Source organism: Nocardiopsis sp. Huas11 (assembly GCF_003634495.1).
Taxonomy (GTDB): domain Bacteria; phylum Actinomycetota; class Actinomycetes; order Streptosporangiales; family Streptosporangiaceae; genus Nocardiopsis.
This window is the reverse complement of sequence record NZ_RBKY01000001.1, coordinates 5517561-5534766: the sequence shown is the minus strand read 5'-3', so window position 1 is coordinate 5534766 and position 17206 is coordinate 5517561. Positions and strand designations below refer to the sequence as shown.

The following is a 17206-nucleotide window of genomic DNA, read 5'->3' as shown; positions in this document are numbered from 1 at the left end:
CGGGACCGCTGGGGACCACCGATGGTCTGGGAGGTGGTCCCCAGCGGCCGCGAGCCCGGAATGCCGCAAAAGACACGGCCTAGACCAGCACGAAGGAGAATCCCCGCTTCGTCGGGCGGTTCAGCGGGACGTCGCTCTTGACCCGGCGCACGACCTCGTTGCGACTCATGCCCAGGCCCTGGGCGATGAGGCGATCGGGCCGGACCGCCACGGGTGCGTCGAAGGCGACCTCCACCCGAAGGGGCCACGGCGTCTCCGGTGGCGGAGGCGCGTGGAGCTCCCAGCACCCCTCCCAGTCGAGCCCGAAGCCGCCCCGCCGGGCGGTCGACGGGTCGAGGAGGATCTCCGCGACGAGGGAGGGCGCGTTGGTCGTGTACCCGGCCAGCCGGTCGGCGGGCAGTGAGCGGACCGCGACGCGGTGGTGGACGGTGAGCCTGCTGGTCCGGTCGCACGCGACGCAGTTGACCAGGAGCCAGACGTCGAGCAGTTTGCCGTTGGCGTTGACGCGGAACCTGCCGTCACCGGTGTCGGCGCGTTCGGACGGACAGTCCACGCACGGCAGGGTGAGCAGGGGCAGGCGGGTGCGCCGCACGGCCCAGGGCAGCACGGAATGAACGTGTGAAGACAAGCGCGATCTCTCTGAGGATCTGACGAAAGGCATGGCAGCAGAGCCGGCGGCTTGGCCGGCGACCGATGCACGGGGAGGTCAGATCTACAGAGCGGGGGGCGTCATGCGCGCTACGTCCTCACGTCGGGGAGGCACCAAAATAGGCGACCACCGCTCGCCGGGTCCACCCCTTTTCCGGAGGGGCGACTCGACTCGTTCGGGAGGTGCTCCACCGGCGACCGTAGGGCCGAGGCCGATCGCCGCGCACGGCGGATGAGATCATGCACCACCGCCATTCGGACCAGAAGGAACAGCGATGATCATCGACAGGGCCGAAGTCATCGTCACGAGCCCGGACCGCAACTTCGTGACGCTGCGACTGACCACCGACGAAGGGCACGTCGGGCTCGGTGACGCCACCCTCAACGGGCGCGAGATGGCGGTGGTCTCCTACCTCGGTGACCACGTCGTCCCGCTCCTGTTGGGCCGCGACGCCCACCGGATCGAGGACACCTGGCAGTTCCTCTACCGCGGCGCTTACTGGCGCCGCGGGCCGGTGACCATGGCCGCGATCGCGGCGGTGGACATGGCGCTGTGGGACATCAAGGGCAAGGCCGCGGGGATGCCGGTCTACCAGCTCCTGGGCGGGGCCTCCCGCGAGGGCCTGCTGGCCTACGGGCACGCGTCGGGGCGCGACACCGAGGAACTGTTCGACAGCATCCGCTCCCACCAGGAGCAGGGCTACCGGGCGATCCGTGTCCAGACCGGCGTCCCGGGCCTGAAGTCCATCTACGGCATCGCCGGCAACGCCACCTCCGAGGCGAACAAGGGTGTGCGCTACGACCACGAGCCCGCCCAGCGCGGCGCCCTGCCCGCCCAGGAGGACTGGGACACCCGCGCCTATCTGCGGCACCTGCCGACCGTGTTCGAGAAGGTGCGGGCCGAGTTCGGGCCCGACCTGCCGCTGCTGCACGACGCCCACCACCGGCTGACACCGATCCAGGCCGCCCGGCTCGGCAAGGCGCTGGAGCCCTACGACCTGTTCTGGTTGGAGGACTGCACGCCCGCGGAGAACCAGGAGGCGCTGCGGCTGGTCCGTCAGCACACGACCACGCCGCTGGCGATCGGGGAGATCTTCAACAGCGTCTGGGACTACCAGCAGATCATCCGCGAGCAGCTCATCGACTACGTGCGCAGCGCGGTCACGCACACCGGCGGCATCACGCACCTGCGCAAGGTCCTGGACTACGCGGCCCAGTACCAGATCAAGTCCGGGATGCACGGGCCCACCGACATCTCGCCGGTCGGGATGGCCGCCGCGATGCACCTGGGCCTGGCGGTCCACAACTTCGGCATCCAGGAGTACATGAAGCACGGGGCGCGGACCGACGAGGTCTTCCAGCAGTCCTTCACCTGGTCGGACGGCCTCCTGCACCCGGGCGAGGAGCCCGGTCTCGGCGTGGCCCTCGACGTGGACCAGGCCGGCAAGTACCCCTACGTGCGGGCGTACCTGCCCTACAACCGGCTGGCCGACGGGACGGTGCACGACTGGTGACCGACGGGAGGGTCCCGTCAGCCCGCGGGGCCGGGTGACTGTGCCCGCACCGGCCCCGGGGGCGTCGCCCCGGGGCCCGTGTCCCCGGGCTCGTCTCCCTGGGCCCGTGTCCCGGGCCGTGGCCGGTCGTGCGCCACCGCCTACGGTGCGGTCGGGAGTTCGGTGACCGGGGCGAGCCACAGCCCGGTGAGGGCGTCGGTCAGCCTGGAGGCGACCCGCGCCCAGGAGTCCGCGGGCAGCGGGTCGCCAACGGCGAGGGTCCGCTCGCGTTCGGCGATCGTGTAGACCATCAGCCGGCCGACCATGTCCTGCCGTTCCACGAGGATGTCCGGCGGCAGGTCGGGCAGGAGGCGTTTGAGTCGCTCGGCGGCGTGCCGCAGCGGGGGCGAGTCCAGGGCCTCCTGAGTCATGACCTCGCGGTAGGCGGAGTCGGTCATCACCTGGGCGCTGAAACGGCCGAACCAGGTCGGGGGGCCGAGGTCGTCCAGGTGCTGGGCGAAGGGCTCCACCATGCACGCGACCCAGTCCCTGGCCGCGGTGGAGCCGTCGGCCCGCGCCACCATCCGGTGGCGGATCTCGTCGATCTGCTCGGTGTGCCTGCGCACGATCGCGCGGACCAGGCCGTCCTTGGACCCGAAGTGGTAGCTGACCGCCGTGTTGTTGCCCTGCCCCGCCTCCTGGCTGATCTGGCGGTTGGAGACGCCGGCCGGTCCGTGCTCGGCGAAGAGCCGTTCCGCCGTGGCCAGGATCGTCTCCCGCGTCACGGCGACCTGGTCCGACCGCGTCATCCTGCTCCTCATGGACCCCACCGTACCGAGTGCCGTCGGAGGCCGGGTGGACGAGCGGTCGAGCGGTGGAGCCGTCCGCGGCGGGAAGCGGCCCGTGGGAGGGCCCGGGTGACCGGAGTGGCGAGCGCCACACCGCGAACGCGACCGCCCAGGTGGCGGCTCCGTTCACAGCCCCTCCTCCTTCCCGGGTCGCGCGGACGCGGAATCGGGTCAGCACGTGCTGTTATCTTAAGTCATGCGCCTGACTTAAAAGTGAGCGGTGCCGTGGCGACAGAGGAAGGACCGCACGTGAGTACAGACTTCGACGCGCCCCCGAACACCGGCGACCCGGGCGAGGAGATCGACCTCGACGCGCTGCGGGCCCGCTACGCCCGGGAGCGTGAACGCCGCGTCCGCCCCGACGGCACGGCCCAGTACCGCGCGGCCGCCGGCGAGTTCGGCTACTACGCGAAGGACCCCTACACCCCGCGGACCGAGCGGGAGCCGCTGACCGACACCGTCGAGGTGCTCGTGATCGGGGGCGGGTTCGGCGGCCTGACCACCGGCGCGCGGCTGCGGCAGGCGGGCGTGGAGTCGATCCGGATGATGGACGAGGCCGGCGACTTCGGCGGGACCTGGTATTGGAACCGCTACCCGGGCATCCACTGCGACATCGAGTCCTACTCCTACATGCCCCTGCTGGAGGAGGTCGGCTACGTGCCCGAATGGCGTTACGCGCCCGGCGAGGAGATCCGCCGCCACGCCGTGGCCATCGCCGAGACCTTCGGGCTGTACCGCGACACCCTCTTCCACACCCGTGCCACCGGCCTGACCTGGGACGACCAGGCCGACGAATGGATCGTGGAGACCGACCGGGGCGACCGCATGCGCGCCCGGTTCGTCATCACCTCCTCCGGGACGCTGACCCAGCCCAAGCTGCCGGGCATCCCGGGCATCGAGACCTTCCGCGGCCACACCTTCCACACGAGCCGGTGGGACTACGGCTACACCGGCGGCGACGCGAGCGGCGGCCTCGACGGCCTCGCCGACAAGAGGGTCGCGGTCGTGGGCACCGGTGCCACCGGCGTCCAGGTCATCCCGCACGTGGGGCGCGACGCTCAGCACCTGTACGTGTTCCAGAGGACGCCGTCCTCGGTGGACGTGCGCGACAACCGACCCACCGACCCGGAGTGGGCGGCCGCCCTGCGGCCCGGCTGGCAGCGCGAGCGCATGGAGAACTTCCTTGCCATCGTCTCCGGCGAGCCGGTGGAGACCGACCTGACCAGGGACGGCTGGACGTCCACCGCCCGGCTCCAGCGCAAGATGATCACCGGTGCGCTGGACACCAGCGTCTCGCCGGAGGAGCGCGAGCGCATCGACGAGCTCGTGGACGCGCGGAAGATGAACCGGATCCGGGCGCGGGTGGACGAGGTCGTCGAGGATCCGGCCACGGCCGAGACGCTCAAGCCCTGGTACCGGTACATGTGCAAGCGGCCGTGCTTCAGCGACCACTACCTCCAGACCTTCAACCGGCCCGACGTCACGCTCGTCGACACCGCCGACCACGGCGGCATCACCCGCATGACCGAGGACGCGATCGTCGTCGGCGAGACCGAGTACGCCGTGGACTGTGTCATCTTCGCCACCGGTTTCGACGTCGGCGTCTCCGGCGTCATGTCGGGCACTCTGCCGGTCCGCGGCCGCGGCGGACAGGACCTGCTCGCCTCCTGGAACCGTGGACCCCGCACCCTGCACGGCTTCTACAGCCCCGGCTTCCCGAACCTGTTCCACCTGGGCGCGCTGCAGAACGCCAACTCGGTGAACTTCGCGCACATCCTGCTGGAGCAGGCCGAGCACATCGCCGCCGTCGTCGCCCGGGCCCGCAAGAACGCCGCCCCCGTGGTCGAGCCCTCGCCGGAAGCGGCCGACGCGTGGGGCCGGACGGTGCGCGAGACCGCGCACGACAACTCCGCGTTCCAGGCGGAGTGCACGCCCGGCTACTACAACCGCGAGGGCGCCGGCATCCACGGCGGCTTCTCCTACAGCCCCGGCCCGGTGGCCTTCCACCGGCTGCTCGGGCAGTGGCGCGACAGCCGCATGCACGAGGTCCTGGACTCCCAGGCGTGAATCCGTTCGATGGGAACCCCATGCACACGCAGATCCGCGGGACACGGCGAGCGGCGGGCGTCCGCGCGCTCGCCGCGATCGCCCTGGCCGGAGCGGCGACAGGATGCGCCGGCACCGTCACGAGCGCGGACCAGGACACGGAGCCCACCGCCGAACTCCTGGTCCAGGTGACCTCCGTCCACGACGAGACGGGTATGACCCTGCTGGAGGGCCCGACCTTCGACGCCGACGGGAACCTGCTCGTCGTCGACGTCACCGCCCCCGCCGGAGAGCCCAAGGTGCTCAGAGTGGACACCGACTCCCGTGAGGTGGCCCCGGTCTTCACCGACGACGCGGGCGCGTACACGTCCGCGCAGTTCAGCCCGTACGACGACCGGCTGTACCTGACGGACTTCGCCGGGGGCAGGATCGAGAGCATCACACCGGAGGGCGGGGACCCGGCCACGTTCTTCTCCGGTGACGTCGACGGGACGCCGATGCAGCCGGACGACCTGGCCTTCGACGAGGCCGGGAACATGTACGTCAGTGACTCGACCGGGTACTCGGACCCTGCGTGGGAGCTCCGGGGGCGGGTGGTCAGGATCGACCGGGACACGGCGGAGGCGACCGTCCTGGCCGACGAGCAGCCCGCGCCCAACGGCATCTCCTTCAGCGAGGACTTCGGAGGGCTGTGGGTCGGCCAGTACGCCGCGAACCGTGTCGACCACCTCGTGCTCAACGAGGACGGCACGGAGGTGGTGACCTCCCACGCCGCCTTCCACCTCGACGGAGGCACGACCCAGGTCGACTCCATCGCGGTGGACGCCGCCGGGAACGTCTACCTGGCCGCCCACGGCCTGCCGGGGATCCGCGTGCACTCCTCGACCGGAGAGCACCTCATGACGGCGAGCGTGCCCTCCGACGCCGCCGAGGGGCTGGACTCCGCGACCAACGTCGCCATCGCGCCGGGGACGACCGACGCGTACATGACGGTCAGCGGGGCGGACGGCGGGTTCGTCTACCGGTTCGACGCACTCGCCGAAGGGATCCGCCAGTCCAACGGCGGCTGACCTCGCGGGACCCGGTGCGGTGAGGAGCGTCCCGGCGGCCGCGGGGCCGGAGCGCCGCGACCACCACGGTTCAGGCCGTGTTTTTCTGCAGGCTTTCGGGTGAGCTCGCGACGGTCGTCAGGTCCGTCTCTCGCAAGACGATGTGCGAAGTTCAGCCTGGTTGTGCTTTTCGAGCGCAGAGGCGCCGCGAGAGGCGGTCCTGGCGGCCGCGAGCCCGGAAATGCCGCAAAAAACACGGTCTAAGTGCGTGAGGGCATGTCCAGGGCTCGGGCGAGGGCGGCGGTGACCGGGGCGGCGTGGCCGGGCACGTGGTGCTCGGACCACGCGGCGGTGAGCCGGAGGAAACCGGCCAGGTCGCGTTCGACGCCCGCGAGGAGGGGACGGAGTTCCGCCGCGGTCAGGTCGATCGTCGGACTGTCGTCCCGCTCGGTGTCGACGGTCAGCCGGACGTTCTCGCCCGAAAGCTCCGCGCGGGGCGTGGGGTCGTGGCCGAGGTCCGGAGGACGGTCGTGGTCGACGAATGCGCACCAGTCACGCCACTCCCCGAGCCCGGCGCAGCACCCGGGCACCAGCGTGGTGCCGTGCGCCGTGTCGGTGACGCGCAGGCCTCCGGGTGCGAAGAGCTCGTCCCGGACGAGGAATCCGTGGAGGAAGCCTTCGAGCGGTTCGGAGGGCGCGGGAGGAAGGTCGTGGTCCAGGGGCCCGCCGCCGTTCCAGGCGATGATGCTCATCATCGCCGCGCCGACCTCGGGCGGGTCGAGTGAGTCGTGCAGGGCCAGGAATTCGTACGCTGTGAAATCGGTGGCCGGCCACAGTGCGAAGCCGTTGAGGAGGCGGGTCTCCACGACGGGGTGGACGAGGATCATGCGTCGAGTGTGGTCCGTTTCGGCCTACGGCGCCATGCGATATCCGGGACGGGTCAGACGAACTTCGGGTAGAGCATCATGCCGCCGTCGACGAACACCGTCGAACCGACGACGTACTCCGCCCGGTCGGAGGCCAGGAACGCCACCATGCCGGCGACGTCGGACACCTCGCCCCACCGGCCCAGCGGGATCTCCTCCTTCACCGCCTCCCGCTGCTGCGGGTCGGCGACCACGTCCTGGTTGATGGCGGTCTCGATCGCTCCCGGCGCCACGGCCAGCACACGGATGCCGTGCGGAGCGAGCTCACGCGCGATGCTGCGGGTGAACATGCGCTGCCCGCCCTTGGAGGCGCAGTAGTGGGAGAACTCCTTCCAGGGGATCTCCTCGTGGACGCTGCTGATGTTGATGATCGCGCCGCGGGAGCCGCGGTCGAGCATGGTCCGCGCCGCCTCTCGGGAGCACAGGAACGTGCCGGTGAGGTTGACGTCGATGACCTTGCGCCACCACTCCAGCTCCATGTCCACCAGCCGGAACGGGCGCTGGACCCCGGCGTTGTTGACCAGCAGGTCCAGGCCGTCGAACGCATCGGTCGCCCGGGCGAACGCCCGTTGGACCTGGTCCTCCTGGGTGACGTCCATCCGCACGGTGATGGCTGTGCCGCCGGCGCCTCGGATCCGCTCGGCCATCGCCTCGGCGGTGGTCGGGTCGTCCAGGTGGTTGATCGCGACGGCGGCGCCGTGCGCGGCGAGCCGGTAGGCGATGCCGCGCCCGATCCCGGAGTCCGCGCCGGTCACGAGGGCTTTGCGGCCGTCCAGCAGCCGCGCGTCGGGCGGCTCGATCGTGAACGCGTCGGTCGTGGGCTCGCCGTTCACAGCATCTCCCTCTCCGGTGGCAGGGGTACGGGAGTCTGTCTACCGCACGGTGGTCCGGATCGCGGGGACCACCACGCCGCGCGGGCCGCGGGCCGGGAGGAGCGCGGGACCGGCCCTGCGGTCAGATGATGCTCCTCTTGGCCGCGATACTTCAATGCATGGCGCTGACACAGCAACTCGCACGGGTGTCCCCGCAGTACCTGGCTCAGTGCCGTGCGGCTGCGGAAGTGGCACATGACGGCGACCCCGGTTGGGACCCGCCCGCGGAGGACACGGTGGATCTCGATTGGGCGATCTGGGGCTTGATCTGCTTCTGTCAACGCATGCGCATCGAGGGGCCGTGCGTCCAGGTCCTCAAGCGGAGCATCTCAGGAGACCCGGGCGGCGACGTCGAGTTCCTCGATCATCCCGAGGTCTATGACGGCTTCGACTCCCCTCCAGCCCTTCTCGCACCCGCAGCAGCGGCGGAAGTGGCCCGAGGACTGGCCGCTTTGGACATCGGTGAAGTACTCACCTGCCTGCCTGTGAACGACGTGGAAGCTGCCGAGGCATGCGGATTCCGAGGGTTCGATGGACACCCGCGCGAGTACCTTGTCGGGCATTTCGTGCTGCTGCGGAGCTTCTATCTCATCGCCGGCCAACGTGGGCTGGCAGTACTGACCTGGACAGACTGACCCGCTCCGAATACCAATGTCGGACCCGGGTGCTACGAGTGAGAAGGCGACCTGCGACCGCAGCCCGTCGGCCGGCACCGGGAGGCACCGTGGAAGAACGTACCGACCGCATCGGGGCGGGCGGACCGCTCCCGCCCACGGACTTCTGGACCGTCATCGGCGCGAACCGGATCGGGGACGCCGCGGACGTCGCGGCGGCCCTGACGGGGGTGAGGACCAGGCTGGAGCGGCTGGATCCGGAGGGGGTCAGGCGCTTCCGCCGCGAACTCGTCGCTCGGGTCGAGGCCCTTGACCTTGACGTTCTGCGGAGCATGCGCGTCGACGCCCCGCTGGTGGGCCGGATCCCGCAGACCGAGGACGGATTCCTGTACGCGAGGCACGCCTGTGTCCTGGCCGGGCGGCGCACCTACGAAGGAGTGCTCGGGGACGCACCGCGGTTCGCCGCCTTCGTTCACCCGCGTGTGCACTCGGCGGAGTGCCTCGCCTACCTCGCCTACGAAGTCCACGCGCAGATGACCGGTCAAGAGATCGACGCCGTGTGAGCGGTCGCGGTCGAGAGGACCTTCCGTCGCCGTTCACGTGCGGGCGCTGCGGTCAGGCGTTGAGCCTGGCGGCCTGCATGGCGGTCAGCCGCTGGACGAAGAGCGCAGCGGCGATCGCCGCCGGTATGGCCACGACGCGCACGGCCAGGTTGAGCCAGATGACGGGTTCGTAGTCATAGAAGTAGAGGTCGGTGGCGGTGTCGTCGTCCCCGAGATCATCCCATTCCCGGATGACGAATTCGGACCACCGCAGCCAGAAGACGGGCCAGGTGAGGAACGTGGCCAACCAGAGGATCCACCAGGTGTGGAGTAGGGCTGCTGGGGCCATCCGACCGTCTTTGTCGGGTGGACTTGAGGCGTGCCAGATGTCGTTGGCGATCATTTTGGGCAGGAAGAGATTCGCGAGCGGGATGAGCCATCCGAGGACCGCCATGCTTGGCGGAAAGCGAAGTCGACCGGGTTCGAGTTCCTCCGCGATGGTGCGCAGCTGACGGAACCACAGAAGCCAGGCCACGACGAGGCCCACACCCGAAGCAATCTGTATACAGTATATGGTCCACAGGGCTTCGTGATGGTACCAACCTGCCTGCTGCGAGTGCCACTCGTTCAGGCTTGCGGCGCCGACGATCTGTTGGATCACCGTGATGACGGACAACAGGGTGAAGAGGGCGAGCAGTACGTAGACGGCGTACTGGTACAGATTGGCCGGGTGCGGATGGCCCCGCCCGAGTGTGAGTGCACGTTCGTCGGCCAGCGAGAATCGGGGCCATTCGGCTGGCACTGGCTGCGGCTGTGAGGGAACCCGGGGCCTGTCGGAGGGCTTGACCCTGGCCGTGGGTGTGACCGTGGTCAGGGGCAGGGTGCGGTGCCGACCGATGACCTCGGTCAAGTCGTCGGGAAGCCAGTGCCTACGGTCACGGGTGCGATCGGAGGGCGTGGTGGTGACCAGGGCGGTCAGGATCTCGTCCAGGCCGGGCCGGGCACCAGGGTCCTTGGCCAGGCAGGCGCCGATCAGGTCCCGCAGAGGTGTCGATATTCCGTCCAGGTCGGGTTCCTCGTGCACCACCCGGAAGATCACCGCGTGGATCGGGCCCTGGCCGAAGGGGCTGCGGCCGGTGGCGGCGAAGGCGAGTACGCACCCGAGGGAGAACACGTCCGAGGCGGGCCCGACTTGCTGAGCACGGGCCTGTTCGGGGGACATGAACGCCGCGGTGCCCAGAACGGTGGAACTGTGGGTGTGGGAGGTGGAGTCCAGGGCACGGGCGATACCGAAGTCGATGAGCCGTGGGCCGTCCTGGGTCAGCAGGACGTTGGCGGGCTTGAGGTCGCGGTGCACCAGCCCGTGGGCGTGCACGGCGGTGAGTCCCTCGGCCAGGCCCGCCCCGAGCACGGCCACCGACCCCGTTGGGAGGGGGCCGTGGTCGGTGACGGCGCGGTGAAGGGTGGGGCCGGGGATGTAGGCGGTGGCCAGCCAGGGCGGAGTCGAGTCGGTGTCGGCGTCCACGACCTGGGCGGTGTAGAATCCGCCCACCTTGCGAGCGGCCGTGACCTCGGTGGCGAAGCGGCGCCGGAAGTCCACGTCCTGGGCGAGTTCGGGGCGCACGACCTTGACCGCCACCGTGTGCCCGCCGGGGGAGTGGCCCAGGAACACCTGTCCCATGCCGCCGCCGCCGAGGCGTGCGCTGAGACGGTAGGGGCCGACCTGGGCGGGGTCGTCATCGAGGAGAGGGCTGGGCATGGCACCGCTTCCGGAAGGGGGGTTCGGCTCGGTCGCAACAGATGATCCCAAGGAACAGACGCTCAGACGTCCTCCTTGCCGGAACCGGCCATTCCTGCCGTGGGTCCTTACGTGCGCTCCGCGGTGGCGGTGCGCGGTTCGTTCGACTCGTGGTCAATGTGGGCACGGCACCAGGACGGGTGGGCGTGGACTGTCGGCCCGCGCTCTGGCAGCGTGGGGGCGACGGGCCCGTCGCCCGTCGCCCCAGGCCGCACGACCGGAGAGGTGACCATGCCCCACACGACTCCCGAGGCGGACGGCCCGGGCCCGGCCGTGGCCAACACCGAACAGGCCCGGATGTGGAACGGCGATGACGGTCGCCGGTGGGCGGCCCAGTACCTGCGCTACGACGAGATGCTGGCCGCCTACACCCCGCCCCTGCTGGACGCGGCGGGGATCACGGCCGAACAGCGCGTGCTCGATGTCGGCTGCGGTGCGGGAGTGACGACGTGCGCCGCCGCCCGGGCCGCCCGCGGGGGCGAGGCGGTGGGCGTCGATCTCTCGCGGCCCCTGCTGGAGCACGCACGGCGCCGGGCCGGCGGCCAAGGGCTGGACCACGTGCGCTTCGAGGAGGCCGACGCCCAGGTCCATCCCTTCCCCGAGGCGGCCTTCGACACCGCGATCAGCCGGTTCGGCACGATGTTCTTCGCCGACCCCGTCGCCGCGTTCGGCAACATCGCCCGTGCCATGGCTCCTCGGGGGCGACTGGCCTTCCTGTGCTGGCAGCGGCCGCAGGACATCGATTGGACCCGCACCCTGCGCGCCGCTCTGGCCCCCTTCGTCGAGCTGCCGACGCCGGACACCGACGGCCCGGGGCCGTACTCGCTCGCCGAACCGCGGCGGACCCGTGAGCTGTTGGCGGCCGGCGGGTTCGACGAGATCGCGATCGAATCCGTCCGGGAGCCGGTCAGCCTGGGCGGCGACATGGCCGAGGCGATGGCCTTCGTGTCGGAGATGGGACCCGTGCGCGGCCCGCTCTCCGAGGTCGATCCCGCGACCCGCACGCGGGCCCTCGACTCCCTGCGAAACGCGCTGGCCGCCCACCGCGCCGACGACGGCGTGCGCGTGGGGTCGGCCGCCTGGCTCGTCACCGCGCGCCGGGGCTGAGCGCCGGTCGTCGGCGGGGCCGAGGAGCGCTACGCGCGCCGCAGCTACGCGCGCGTCGGGGTGGCGGTCAGCAGGGCGTGGAAGGCGGCCCGGACCTGGGCGGCCACCGCCTCGGCGTCGGTGGTGTCGAGTTTGCCGTCCAGGTGCAGGAACGCCAGACCGTGGACGAGGGACCACACCGCGGTGGAGAGCGCCCCGGGATCGGCGCCGGGGAAGACGCCGACGACGATGCGGTGCACGTACTCCCAGATGGCGGTGCCCGCGGCGACCCGTTCCGCGTCGTCGGGGTCGCAGGGTTCGGCGAACATCGTCCGGAACAGGGACGGGTGGTCGAGGGCGAAGCGGACGTAGGCGACGGCGACCTCGGCGAGGTCGCCGGGGGTCTCCGGTGAGGGGTGCGCCGCGGCCAGCCGGGCGGCGAGCTCGCGGTAGCCCTGGGCGGCGACCGCGGAGACCAGCGAGTCGCGGTCCTCGAAGTGGCGGTAGGGCGCCGTGGCCGACACCCCGGCGCGCCGCGCCACCGCCCGCATGGACAGCCCGCTGCCGCCGTCCTCCTCCAGCAGCTCCCGGGCGGCGCGAAGGCAGGCGGCGCGCAGGTCACCGTGGTGGTACTTGCCGCTCGTTCGCTGCACGGATCACGCTCCCCGATGTTCGCGACGCCCGGGTCGACCGTGATGTGAGCGTCGCGAACATGATAGGCGCAGCGAGGGCGGGGCAGGACCCGCTCGACCAGCGGTGGCGGGCCCTCCGGCCCCGCCCCGCGTGCCGCCACCTCCCATCCCGTCGCTGAGTGCCGGACCCGATCGGGGCGATCGGGCCGGCCGCCAATGTTGACACCGCACACTTCGGTTCCTAGTGTGAGCAGTGCACACATCAGGGCTGTCGGTGAGCCCTGGTCCGTCGGCTCTCCGCGGCCGGGGCGCTCGCACGCCTTCTCCTCCGACCCGTCCGCACGGGTCGGCGCGACGCACGCTCGAACGACCGCCACGAGAGCCCGGCACCCAGCCCCACGAACGGAGAGTGCCATGAAGGCGATCACGATCAAGGAGTTCGGCGGTCCCGAGGTCCTGGAGTGGAACGAGGTCGAGGACCCCGTGCCCGCCGCCGGGGAGGTCGTCGTCGACGTGGCGGCCACCGCCCTCAACCGGGCCGACGCCATCCAGCGGATCGGCCTCTACCCCGTCCCCGAGGGCGCCTCGCCCTACCTCGGCCTGGAGGCCTCCGGCCGCATCAGCGCGCTCGGGGAGGGCGTGAGCGGGTGGAAGGTCGGTGACGAGGTCGCCGCCCTGCTCACCGGCGGTGGCTACGCGCAGAAGGTCGCCGTCCCCGTGGGCCAGCTGCTCACCGTTCCCGCGGGGGTCGGCCTGGCCGAGGCCGCGTCGCTGCCCGAGGCGGCCGCCACGGTGTGGTCCAACGTCTTCATGACCGCCCGCCTGCGCGAGGGCGAGACGCTCCTGGTGCACGGCGGCGCCGGGGGCGTCGGTACCCTGGCGATCCAGATCGCCAGGGCCAGGGGAGCCCGCGTCGTCACGACCGTCGGCCGCCCCGAACAGGCCGCACGGCTCCGGGACCTGGGCGCGGACCAGGTGATCGACCACCGCACCGAGGACTTCACCGAGCACGGTCCCTACGACGTCATCCTCGACATCATCGGCGGCGGGTACCTCGCACGCAACCTCCGCTCCCTGGCCACCGGCGGGCGCCTGGTCATCATCGGTATGCAGGACGGCCTGGAAGGACCGCTCAACATCGCCGAACTCCTGCTCAGGCGCGCCTCGGTCCACGGCACCACCCTGCGTTCGCGGCCCCCGGAGGAGAAGGCCGCCATCGTCGCCGAGGTGCAGGAGCAAGTCTGGCCCCTGATCGAGCAGGGGGCCGTACGGCCGGTCATCGACCGGACCCTGGCCCTGTCCGAGGCGGCCCAGGCACACAGGCTGCTGGAGGCCGGCGGGCACTTCGGCAAGTTCCTGCTCGTCGACGACGACGCACGCTGACCATGGCGGCCGCCGGCACGCGGAGGACCGGGCCCGGCCACCGGGGCGCCGGTGCCCGGCCCCCGCACCGGCGGCGCCATCACCTACGATGGCGGGCCATCCGAACCGGGCTCCCCCGACGGCTCGGGCTCCCGTACCGCCGCGTCCGCGCGCGCCTCCACGAAGGGCGACACCACCCATGACCGGCCGCATCCTCCTGCTCGGCGCCACCGGCTACACCGGCGGCCTCGTCCTCGACGCCCTGCTGCGCCGCGGCGAGCGACCGACCCTGGCCGGACGCCGCGCCACCGCCCTGACCGCCCTCGCCGAACGCTCCGGCGGGCTCGACCACGAGGTGATCGACGCCGCCGAACCCGCGAGCCTGCGCGGACGACTGCGCCCCGGTGACGTCCTGGTCACCACCGTCGGCCCCTTCGAACGCCACGGCCACCACGTCGCCCGGGCCGCCGCCGAGGCCGGCGCCCACTACGTCGACTCCACCGGCGAAGTCGGCTTCGTCCGCACCCTGCGCGACCGGCACCACGAGCGCGCCCGCGAGACCGGCTCGGTGATGCTCCCCGCCTTCGGCTACGACTACGTCCCCGGCCTCCTCGCCGCGGCCCTGGCCGCTCAGCAGGCAGGCGAGGCCGCCCACGCCCTCGACATCGGCTACTACACCACCGGCTCGCTGCGCAACGGCACCAGCCAGGGCACCCGCGCCACCATGCGCGACGGCCTGACCCTGCCCTCGGTGCGGCTGCACCGACACCGGCTCGTCGAGGAACGCACCGCCTCCCGCCTGCGCGGATTCACAGTCGGAGGCCGCCGCCGACCCGCGTTCCTGGTCTCGGGCACCGAAGTGCTCCTGCTGCCCGACACCTGTCCCGAGCTGAGCGACATCACCGTCTACAACGGCTGCTTCGGCGCCCTCAGCCGACCGGTCTCCCTGCTGACGGCCCTCGCCGACGCCGTGACGCGGCTGCCCGGGGGCGGCGGGTTGACCGAGCTGCTCACCCGGCCGCTCGCCGGCGGTCCGCCCGGCGGCCCCGACGCGGCCGCACGCGCACGCACCCGCAGCCACGTCGTCGCCGTCGCCTCCACGGCGGGCCCGCGCAGCACCCCGCTGGCGGAGGTCCATGTCGAGGGTCCCAACCCGTACACGCTCACCGGTGAGCTCATGGCCTGGGCCGCCCAGCGCCTGGCCACCGGCGCCGACGCCGTGCCCGGGGTCGTCGGGCCGGTCGAGGCCTTCGGCCTGGACCCCTTCCGCGACGCCTGCGCCGGGATGGGCCTCGAACGCGTCTGAGCCGCGCGGCCGCGGTCGGTCAGTCCGTTCAGTCCGTCTCGCCGTGCGGGGAGCCGGGGGTGCCGGGCTCGCCGGTGTCGTCGGCTGTGCCGGTGGCGCTCTCGGCCAGCCAGGTGTCCCAGGAGCGCTGCCAGTAACCCCACCCGTTGTCGACCTCGAGTTCGCGGTCGGTCCCGGTGACGACCAGCGGGTCGCCCAGGAAGGAGTTCTCGTAGAACCACTGGGCGTCGGCGGTGGACAGGTTCGGGCACCCGTGGCTGAGGTTGGCCTCGCCCAGCTGGTCGTTCCACGGCGCGGCGTGGGTGAACTCACCGCTGTTGGAGAAGCGCACGGCGTACTCGACCTCGATCTCGTAGCCCTCGGGGTCGTCGACCGGGACCCCCACGGTGGAGGAGTCCATGACCAGCTCCTCGTACTTCTCCATGGTGAGGTGGACGCCGCTGGTGGTGGTGTAGCGCTCGACGTCGGCCTTGCCGATGCTGGTGGGGAAGTCCTGGATCTGCTCGCCGTCGCGTTCGACGGTCATGCGCTTGGTGTCGCTGTCGATGGTGCTGACCTGGGACCGGCCGACGGAGAACTCGAGCCGGTGGTTCTCGACGCCGTAGACGCCCTCGCTCGCCTGGACCCCGGCCAGGCGCAGGTTCACGGTGACGTCCTGGTAGGGCTGCCAGTACTCCTCGGGGCGAAAGACCGCGGTCTGGTCGCCGAACCAGTTCCAGGCGCCCTGCACCGGCTCCTCGGAGAGCACCTCCATCGCCGACTCCACCCGCGCCTTGTTCTCTACGGGCAGGTCGAAGTCGATGATGACCGGCATGCCCACACCGACGGTCTGTCCGCTGGTGGGGAAGTTCGACCGCAGTTCCAGGCGCCGGCCCTCGGTCGCGGCGAGCGTGGAGAACGCGTGGGTGACCTCGTTCCGCTCCCCGTCGTCGGTCTCGGCGGTGGCGGTCACCGTGATGTCGGCGCCGGGAACCAGTGTCCAGTCGCTGGTCCACTCGGTTTCGTCGTCATTGAACGAGCCGGTCATCTCGTCGGCGCCGGTGTCCTCCTGGCCGGCCGTCGTGACCCGCACGTCGGTGAGCGTGCCCTGCTCGGCCTCGACGACGACGGGCAGGTCCGGACGGACGTCGGACGCACCGTCCTCGGGGGTGATACGGACGGCGGGCTGTGGGGCGGCGGTCTCCTGCGGCTGCGGCTGCGGCTCCTCGCCCCCCGAGGTGTCGGGCGTCGGCGCCGAGCACGCGGTCGCGACCAGGACGCCCAGGGCGAGCAGGCCGAGCGCGTGGCGCCTCTTCGGGTCGGCAGGGGTGGTGCCCATGATCGGATGCTCCGTCTGCGGTTCGGGGACCTTCCGGGAGCGCGGGCTGCCCGGGCGGAAGTGGTGAGTGTGCGGCGGCGTGGTGTCGTCCAGGCCGTAAGGCGGCTGCGGTCGTGGGCGCTGATGGCTTGCGGAGTCCGGCTCGCGGCGTTCGGCGCCGACAGCGAGCGGGCCCGCGCAAGCGGCGCGGCGACGCCGCGCGCGAGGCGGTCCGGGCGGTCCGGGCACCGGAACTACACCCGCAGGACGCAGAGCGAGAGGAGCAGTCGCGTCCCGCTCCAGGGAACGGCGGCGGTGGTCGAGGGCTGCCACGGGGCCGCGTAGGCCGCGGGGACGCGTAGAAGGGCCGTTCCGGTGCCGAGGCCCGCGAGCGCGGCTCCCGCGAGCGCGGAGCCGCGGTGGTCGGGGCCCGCGTTCGCATCGGACGGGCACAGGGGGTGCTGTTCGTCGTGGCCATCGGAGGCGGGGGAGTCGGCGTCCGCCGACCCGGCCGTGGTGGTAACGGTGGTCGCGGTGGTCACGGCGGCGGTCCCGCCGGCCTCCGGCGTCGGGGCGGCGGCCACGGCTCCGGCGGCGCAGAAGACGTGGGCGGCGAACAGCAGTGACAGCAGCAAAGCCCCTGTTCCGGGCTGCCGCCACCGCTTCACGTTCATCGCCGACACGGGA

Annotated in this window: 16 protein-coding genes; 8 read left to right on the top strand and 8 right to left on the bottom strand. The window is 71.6% G+C overall.

All coding sequences use genetic code 11. The features are described 5' to 3' along the window. Nucleotides 1-79: 79 nt before the first annotated feature. On the bottom strand, nt 80-607 hold the full coding sequence (locus DFP74_RS25055) for a DUF1062 domain-containing protein (protein WP_199725943.1): 528 nt from the start codon (nt 605-607) through the stop codon (nt 80-82). A 316-nt stretch (nt 608-923) separates the two neighbouring features. On the opposite strand from DFP74_RS25055, the gene manD reads away from it, so the two are divergent. Further along, on the top strand, nt 924-2162 hold the full coding sequence (manD, locus tag DFP74_RS25050; protein WP_121185315.1) for a D-mannonate dehydratase ManD: 1239 nt from the start codon (nt 924-926) through the stop codon (nt 2160-2162). A gap of 140 nt (nt 2163-2302) precedes the next feature. Here manD and DFP74_RS25045 read toward each other — a convergent pair whose 3' ends face one another. Continuing rightward, nucleotides 2303-2962, bottom strand: coding sequence for a TetR/AcrR family transcriptional regulator (locus DFP74_RS25045; protein WP_233571152.1), 660 nt, complete (start codon nt 2960-2962; stop codon nt 2303-2305). Nucleotides 2963-3238: 276 nt separating this feature from the next. Here DFP74_RS25045 and DFP74_RS25040 point away from each other — a divergent pair, with 276 nt between their 5' ends. Further along, nucleotides 3239-5056, top strand: coding sequence for an NAD(P)/FAD-dependent oxidoreductase (locus tag DFP74_RS25040; RefSeq protein WP_121185311.1), 1818 nt, complete (start codon nt 3239-3241; stop codon nt 5054-5056). Nucleotides 5057-5076: 20 nt separating this feature from the next. Then, entirely contained in the window at nt 5077-6105 is a 1029-nt protein-coding gene (locus tag DFP74_RS25035; RefSeq protein ID WP_121185309.1) for an SMP-30/gluconolactonase/LRE family protein, read from the top strand. A gap of 239 nt (nt 6106-6344) precedes the next feature. On the opposite strand, the gene DFP74_RS25030 is transcribed toward DFP74_RS25035, so the two are convergent. Together DFP74_RS25030 and DFP74_RS25025 are read right to left on the bottom strand one after the other, a co-directional pair. Beyond that, a complete protein-coding gene (locus DFP74_RS25030; protein ID WP_121185307.1) occupies nt 6345-6971 on the bottom strand; it encodes a hypothetical protein in 627 nt (208 codons plus the stop codon). Between the two features lie 53 nt (nt 6972-7024). Next, entirely contained in the window at nt 7025-7843 is an 819-nt protein-coding gene (locus DFP74_RS25025) for a glucose 1-dehydrogenase (protein WP_199725777.1), read from the bottom strand. 158 nt (nt 7844-8001) lie between these two features. Here DFP74_RS25025 and DFP74_RS25020 point away from each other — a divergent pair, with 158 nt between their 5' ends. Both DFP74_RS25020 and DFP74_RS25015 read left to right on the top strand, forming a co-directional pair. After that, nucleotides 8002-8517, top strand: coding sequence for a DUF1877 domain-containing protein (locus DFP74_RS25020; protein WP_121188500.1), 516 nt, complete (start codon nt 8002-8004; stop codon nt 8515-8517). 89 nt (nt 8518-8606) lie between these two features. After that, nucleotides 8607-9059: a DUF4240 domain-containing protein gene (locus tag DFP74_RS25015; RefSeq protein WP_158613056.1), complete on the top strand. Its 453-nt coding sequence runs from the start codon at nt 8607-8609 to the stop codon at nt 9057-9059. Nucleotides 9060-9111: 52 nt separating this feature from the next. Here DFP74_RS25015 and DFP74_RS33635 read toward each other — a convergent pair whose 3' ends face one another. Then, a complete protein-coding gene (locus DFP74_RS33635; RefSeq protein ID WP_158613055.1) occupies nt 9112-10797 on the bottom strand; it encodes a protein kinase in 1686 nt (561 codons plus the stop codon). A 270-nt stretch (nt 10798-11067) separates the two neighbouring features. Here DFP74_RS33635 and DFP74_RS25005 point away from each other — a divergent pair, with 270 nt between their 5' ends. Continuing rightward, the gene (locus DFP74_RS25005) at nt 11068-11943 is read left to right on the top strand and encodes a class I SAM-dependent methyltransferase (protein ID WP_199725776.1); all 876 of its coding nucleotides are present in this window, start codon (nt 11068-11070) and stop codon (nt 11941-11943) included. A gap of 44 nt (nt 11944-11987) precedes the next feature. Here the strand turns inward: DFP74_RS25005 and DFP74_RS25000 are convergent, their stop codons facing one another. Beyond that, nucleotides 11988-12575: a TetR/AcrR family transcriptional regulator gene (locus DFP74_RS25000; RefSeq protein ID WP_121185303.1), complete on the bottom strand. Its 588-nt coding sequence runs from the start codon at nt 12573-12575 to the stop codon at nt 11988-11990. 393 nt (nt 12576-12968) lie between these two features. Here DFP74_RS25000 and DFP74_RS24995 point away from each other — a divergent pair, with 393 nt between their 5' ends. Continuing rightward, nucleotides 12969-13937, top strand: coding sequence for an NAD(P)H-quinone oxidoreductase (locus DFP74_RS24995; protein ID WP_121185301.1), 969 nt, complete (start codon nt 12969-12971; stop codon nt 13935-13937). Between the two features lie 178 nt (nt 13938-14115). Then, nucleotides 14116-15222 carry a saccharopine dehydrogenase NADP-binding domain-containing protein gene (locus DFP74_RS24990; protein ID WP_121185299.1) on the top strand — a complete coding sequence of 369 codons (1107 nt, stop codon included), beginning with the start codon at nt 14116-14118 and terminating at the stop codon, nt 15220-15222. Nucleotides 15223-15250: 28 nt separating this feature from the next. Here the strand turns inward: DFP74_RS24990 and DFP74_RS24985 are convergent, their stop codons facing one another. Continuing rightward, nucleotides 15251-16540: an Ig-like domain-containing protein gene (locus DFP74_RS24985; protein ID WP_121185297.1), complete on the bottom strand. Its 1290-nt coding sequence runs from the start codon at nt 16538-16540 to the stop codon at nt 15251-15253. 233 nt (nt 16541-16773) lie between these two features. Continuing rightward, nucleotides 16774-17193, bottom strand: coding sequence for a hypothetical protein (locus DFP74_RS24980; protein ID WP_147453912.1), 420 nt, complete (start codon nt 17191-17193; stop codon nt 16774-16776). Between the last annotated feature and the right edge of the window lie 13 nt (nt 17194-17206).

What these genes read in the sequence shown, in the direction of transcription:
- DFP74_RS25045 (WP_233571152.1), bottom strand. Translation starts at nt 2,962, where the DNA reads ATGAGGAGCAGGATGACGCGGTCGGACCAGGTCGCCGTGACGCGGGAG.
- DFP74_RS25005 (WP_199725776.1), top strand. Translation starts at nt 11,068, where the DNA reads ATGCCCCACACGACTCCCGAGGCGGACGGCCCGGGCCCGGCCGTGGCC.
- DFP74_RS33635 (WP_158613055.1), bottom strand. Translation starts at nt 10,797, where the DNA reads ATGCCCAGCCCTCTCCTCGATGACGACCCCGCCCAGGTCGGCCCCTAC.
- DFP74_RS24985 (WP_121185297.1), bottom strand. Translation starts at nt 16,540, where the DNA reads ATGGGCACCACCCCTGCCGACCCGAAGAGGCGCCACGCGCTCGGCCTG.
- DFP74_RS25020 (WP_121188500.1), top strand. Translation starts at nt 8,002, where the DNA reads ATGGCGCTGACACAGCAACTCGCACGGGTGTCCCCGCAGTACCTGGCT.
- manD (WP_121185315.1), top strand. Translation starts at nt 924, where the DNA reads ATGATCATCGACAGGGCCGAAGTCATCGTCACGAGCCCGGACCGCAAC.
- DFP74_RS25035 (WP_121185309.1), top strand. Translation starts at nt 5,077, where the DNA reads ATGCACACGCAGATCCGCGGGACACGGCGAGCGGCGGGCGTCCGCGCG.
- DFP74_RS24980 (WP_147453912.1), bottom strand. Translation starts at nt 17,193, where the DNA reads ATGAACGTGAAGCGGTGGCGGCAGCCCGGAACAGGGGCTTTGCTGCTG.
- DFP74_RS25030 (WP_121185307.1), bottom strand. Translation starts at nt 6,971, where the DNA reads ATGATCCTCGTCCACCCCGTCGTGGAGACCCGCCTCCTCAACGGCTTC.
- DFP74_RS24995 (WP_121185301.1), top strand. Translation starts at nt 12,969, where the DNA reads ATGAAGGCGATCACGATCAAGGAGTTCGGCGGTCCCGAGGTCCTGGAG.
- DFP74_RS24990 (WP_121185299.1), top strand. Translation starts at nt 14,116, where the DNA reads ATGACCGGCCGCATCCTCCTGCTCGGCGCCACCGGCTACACCGGCGGC.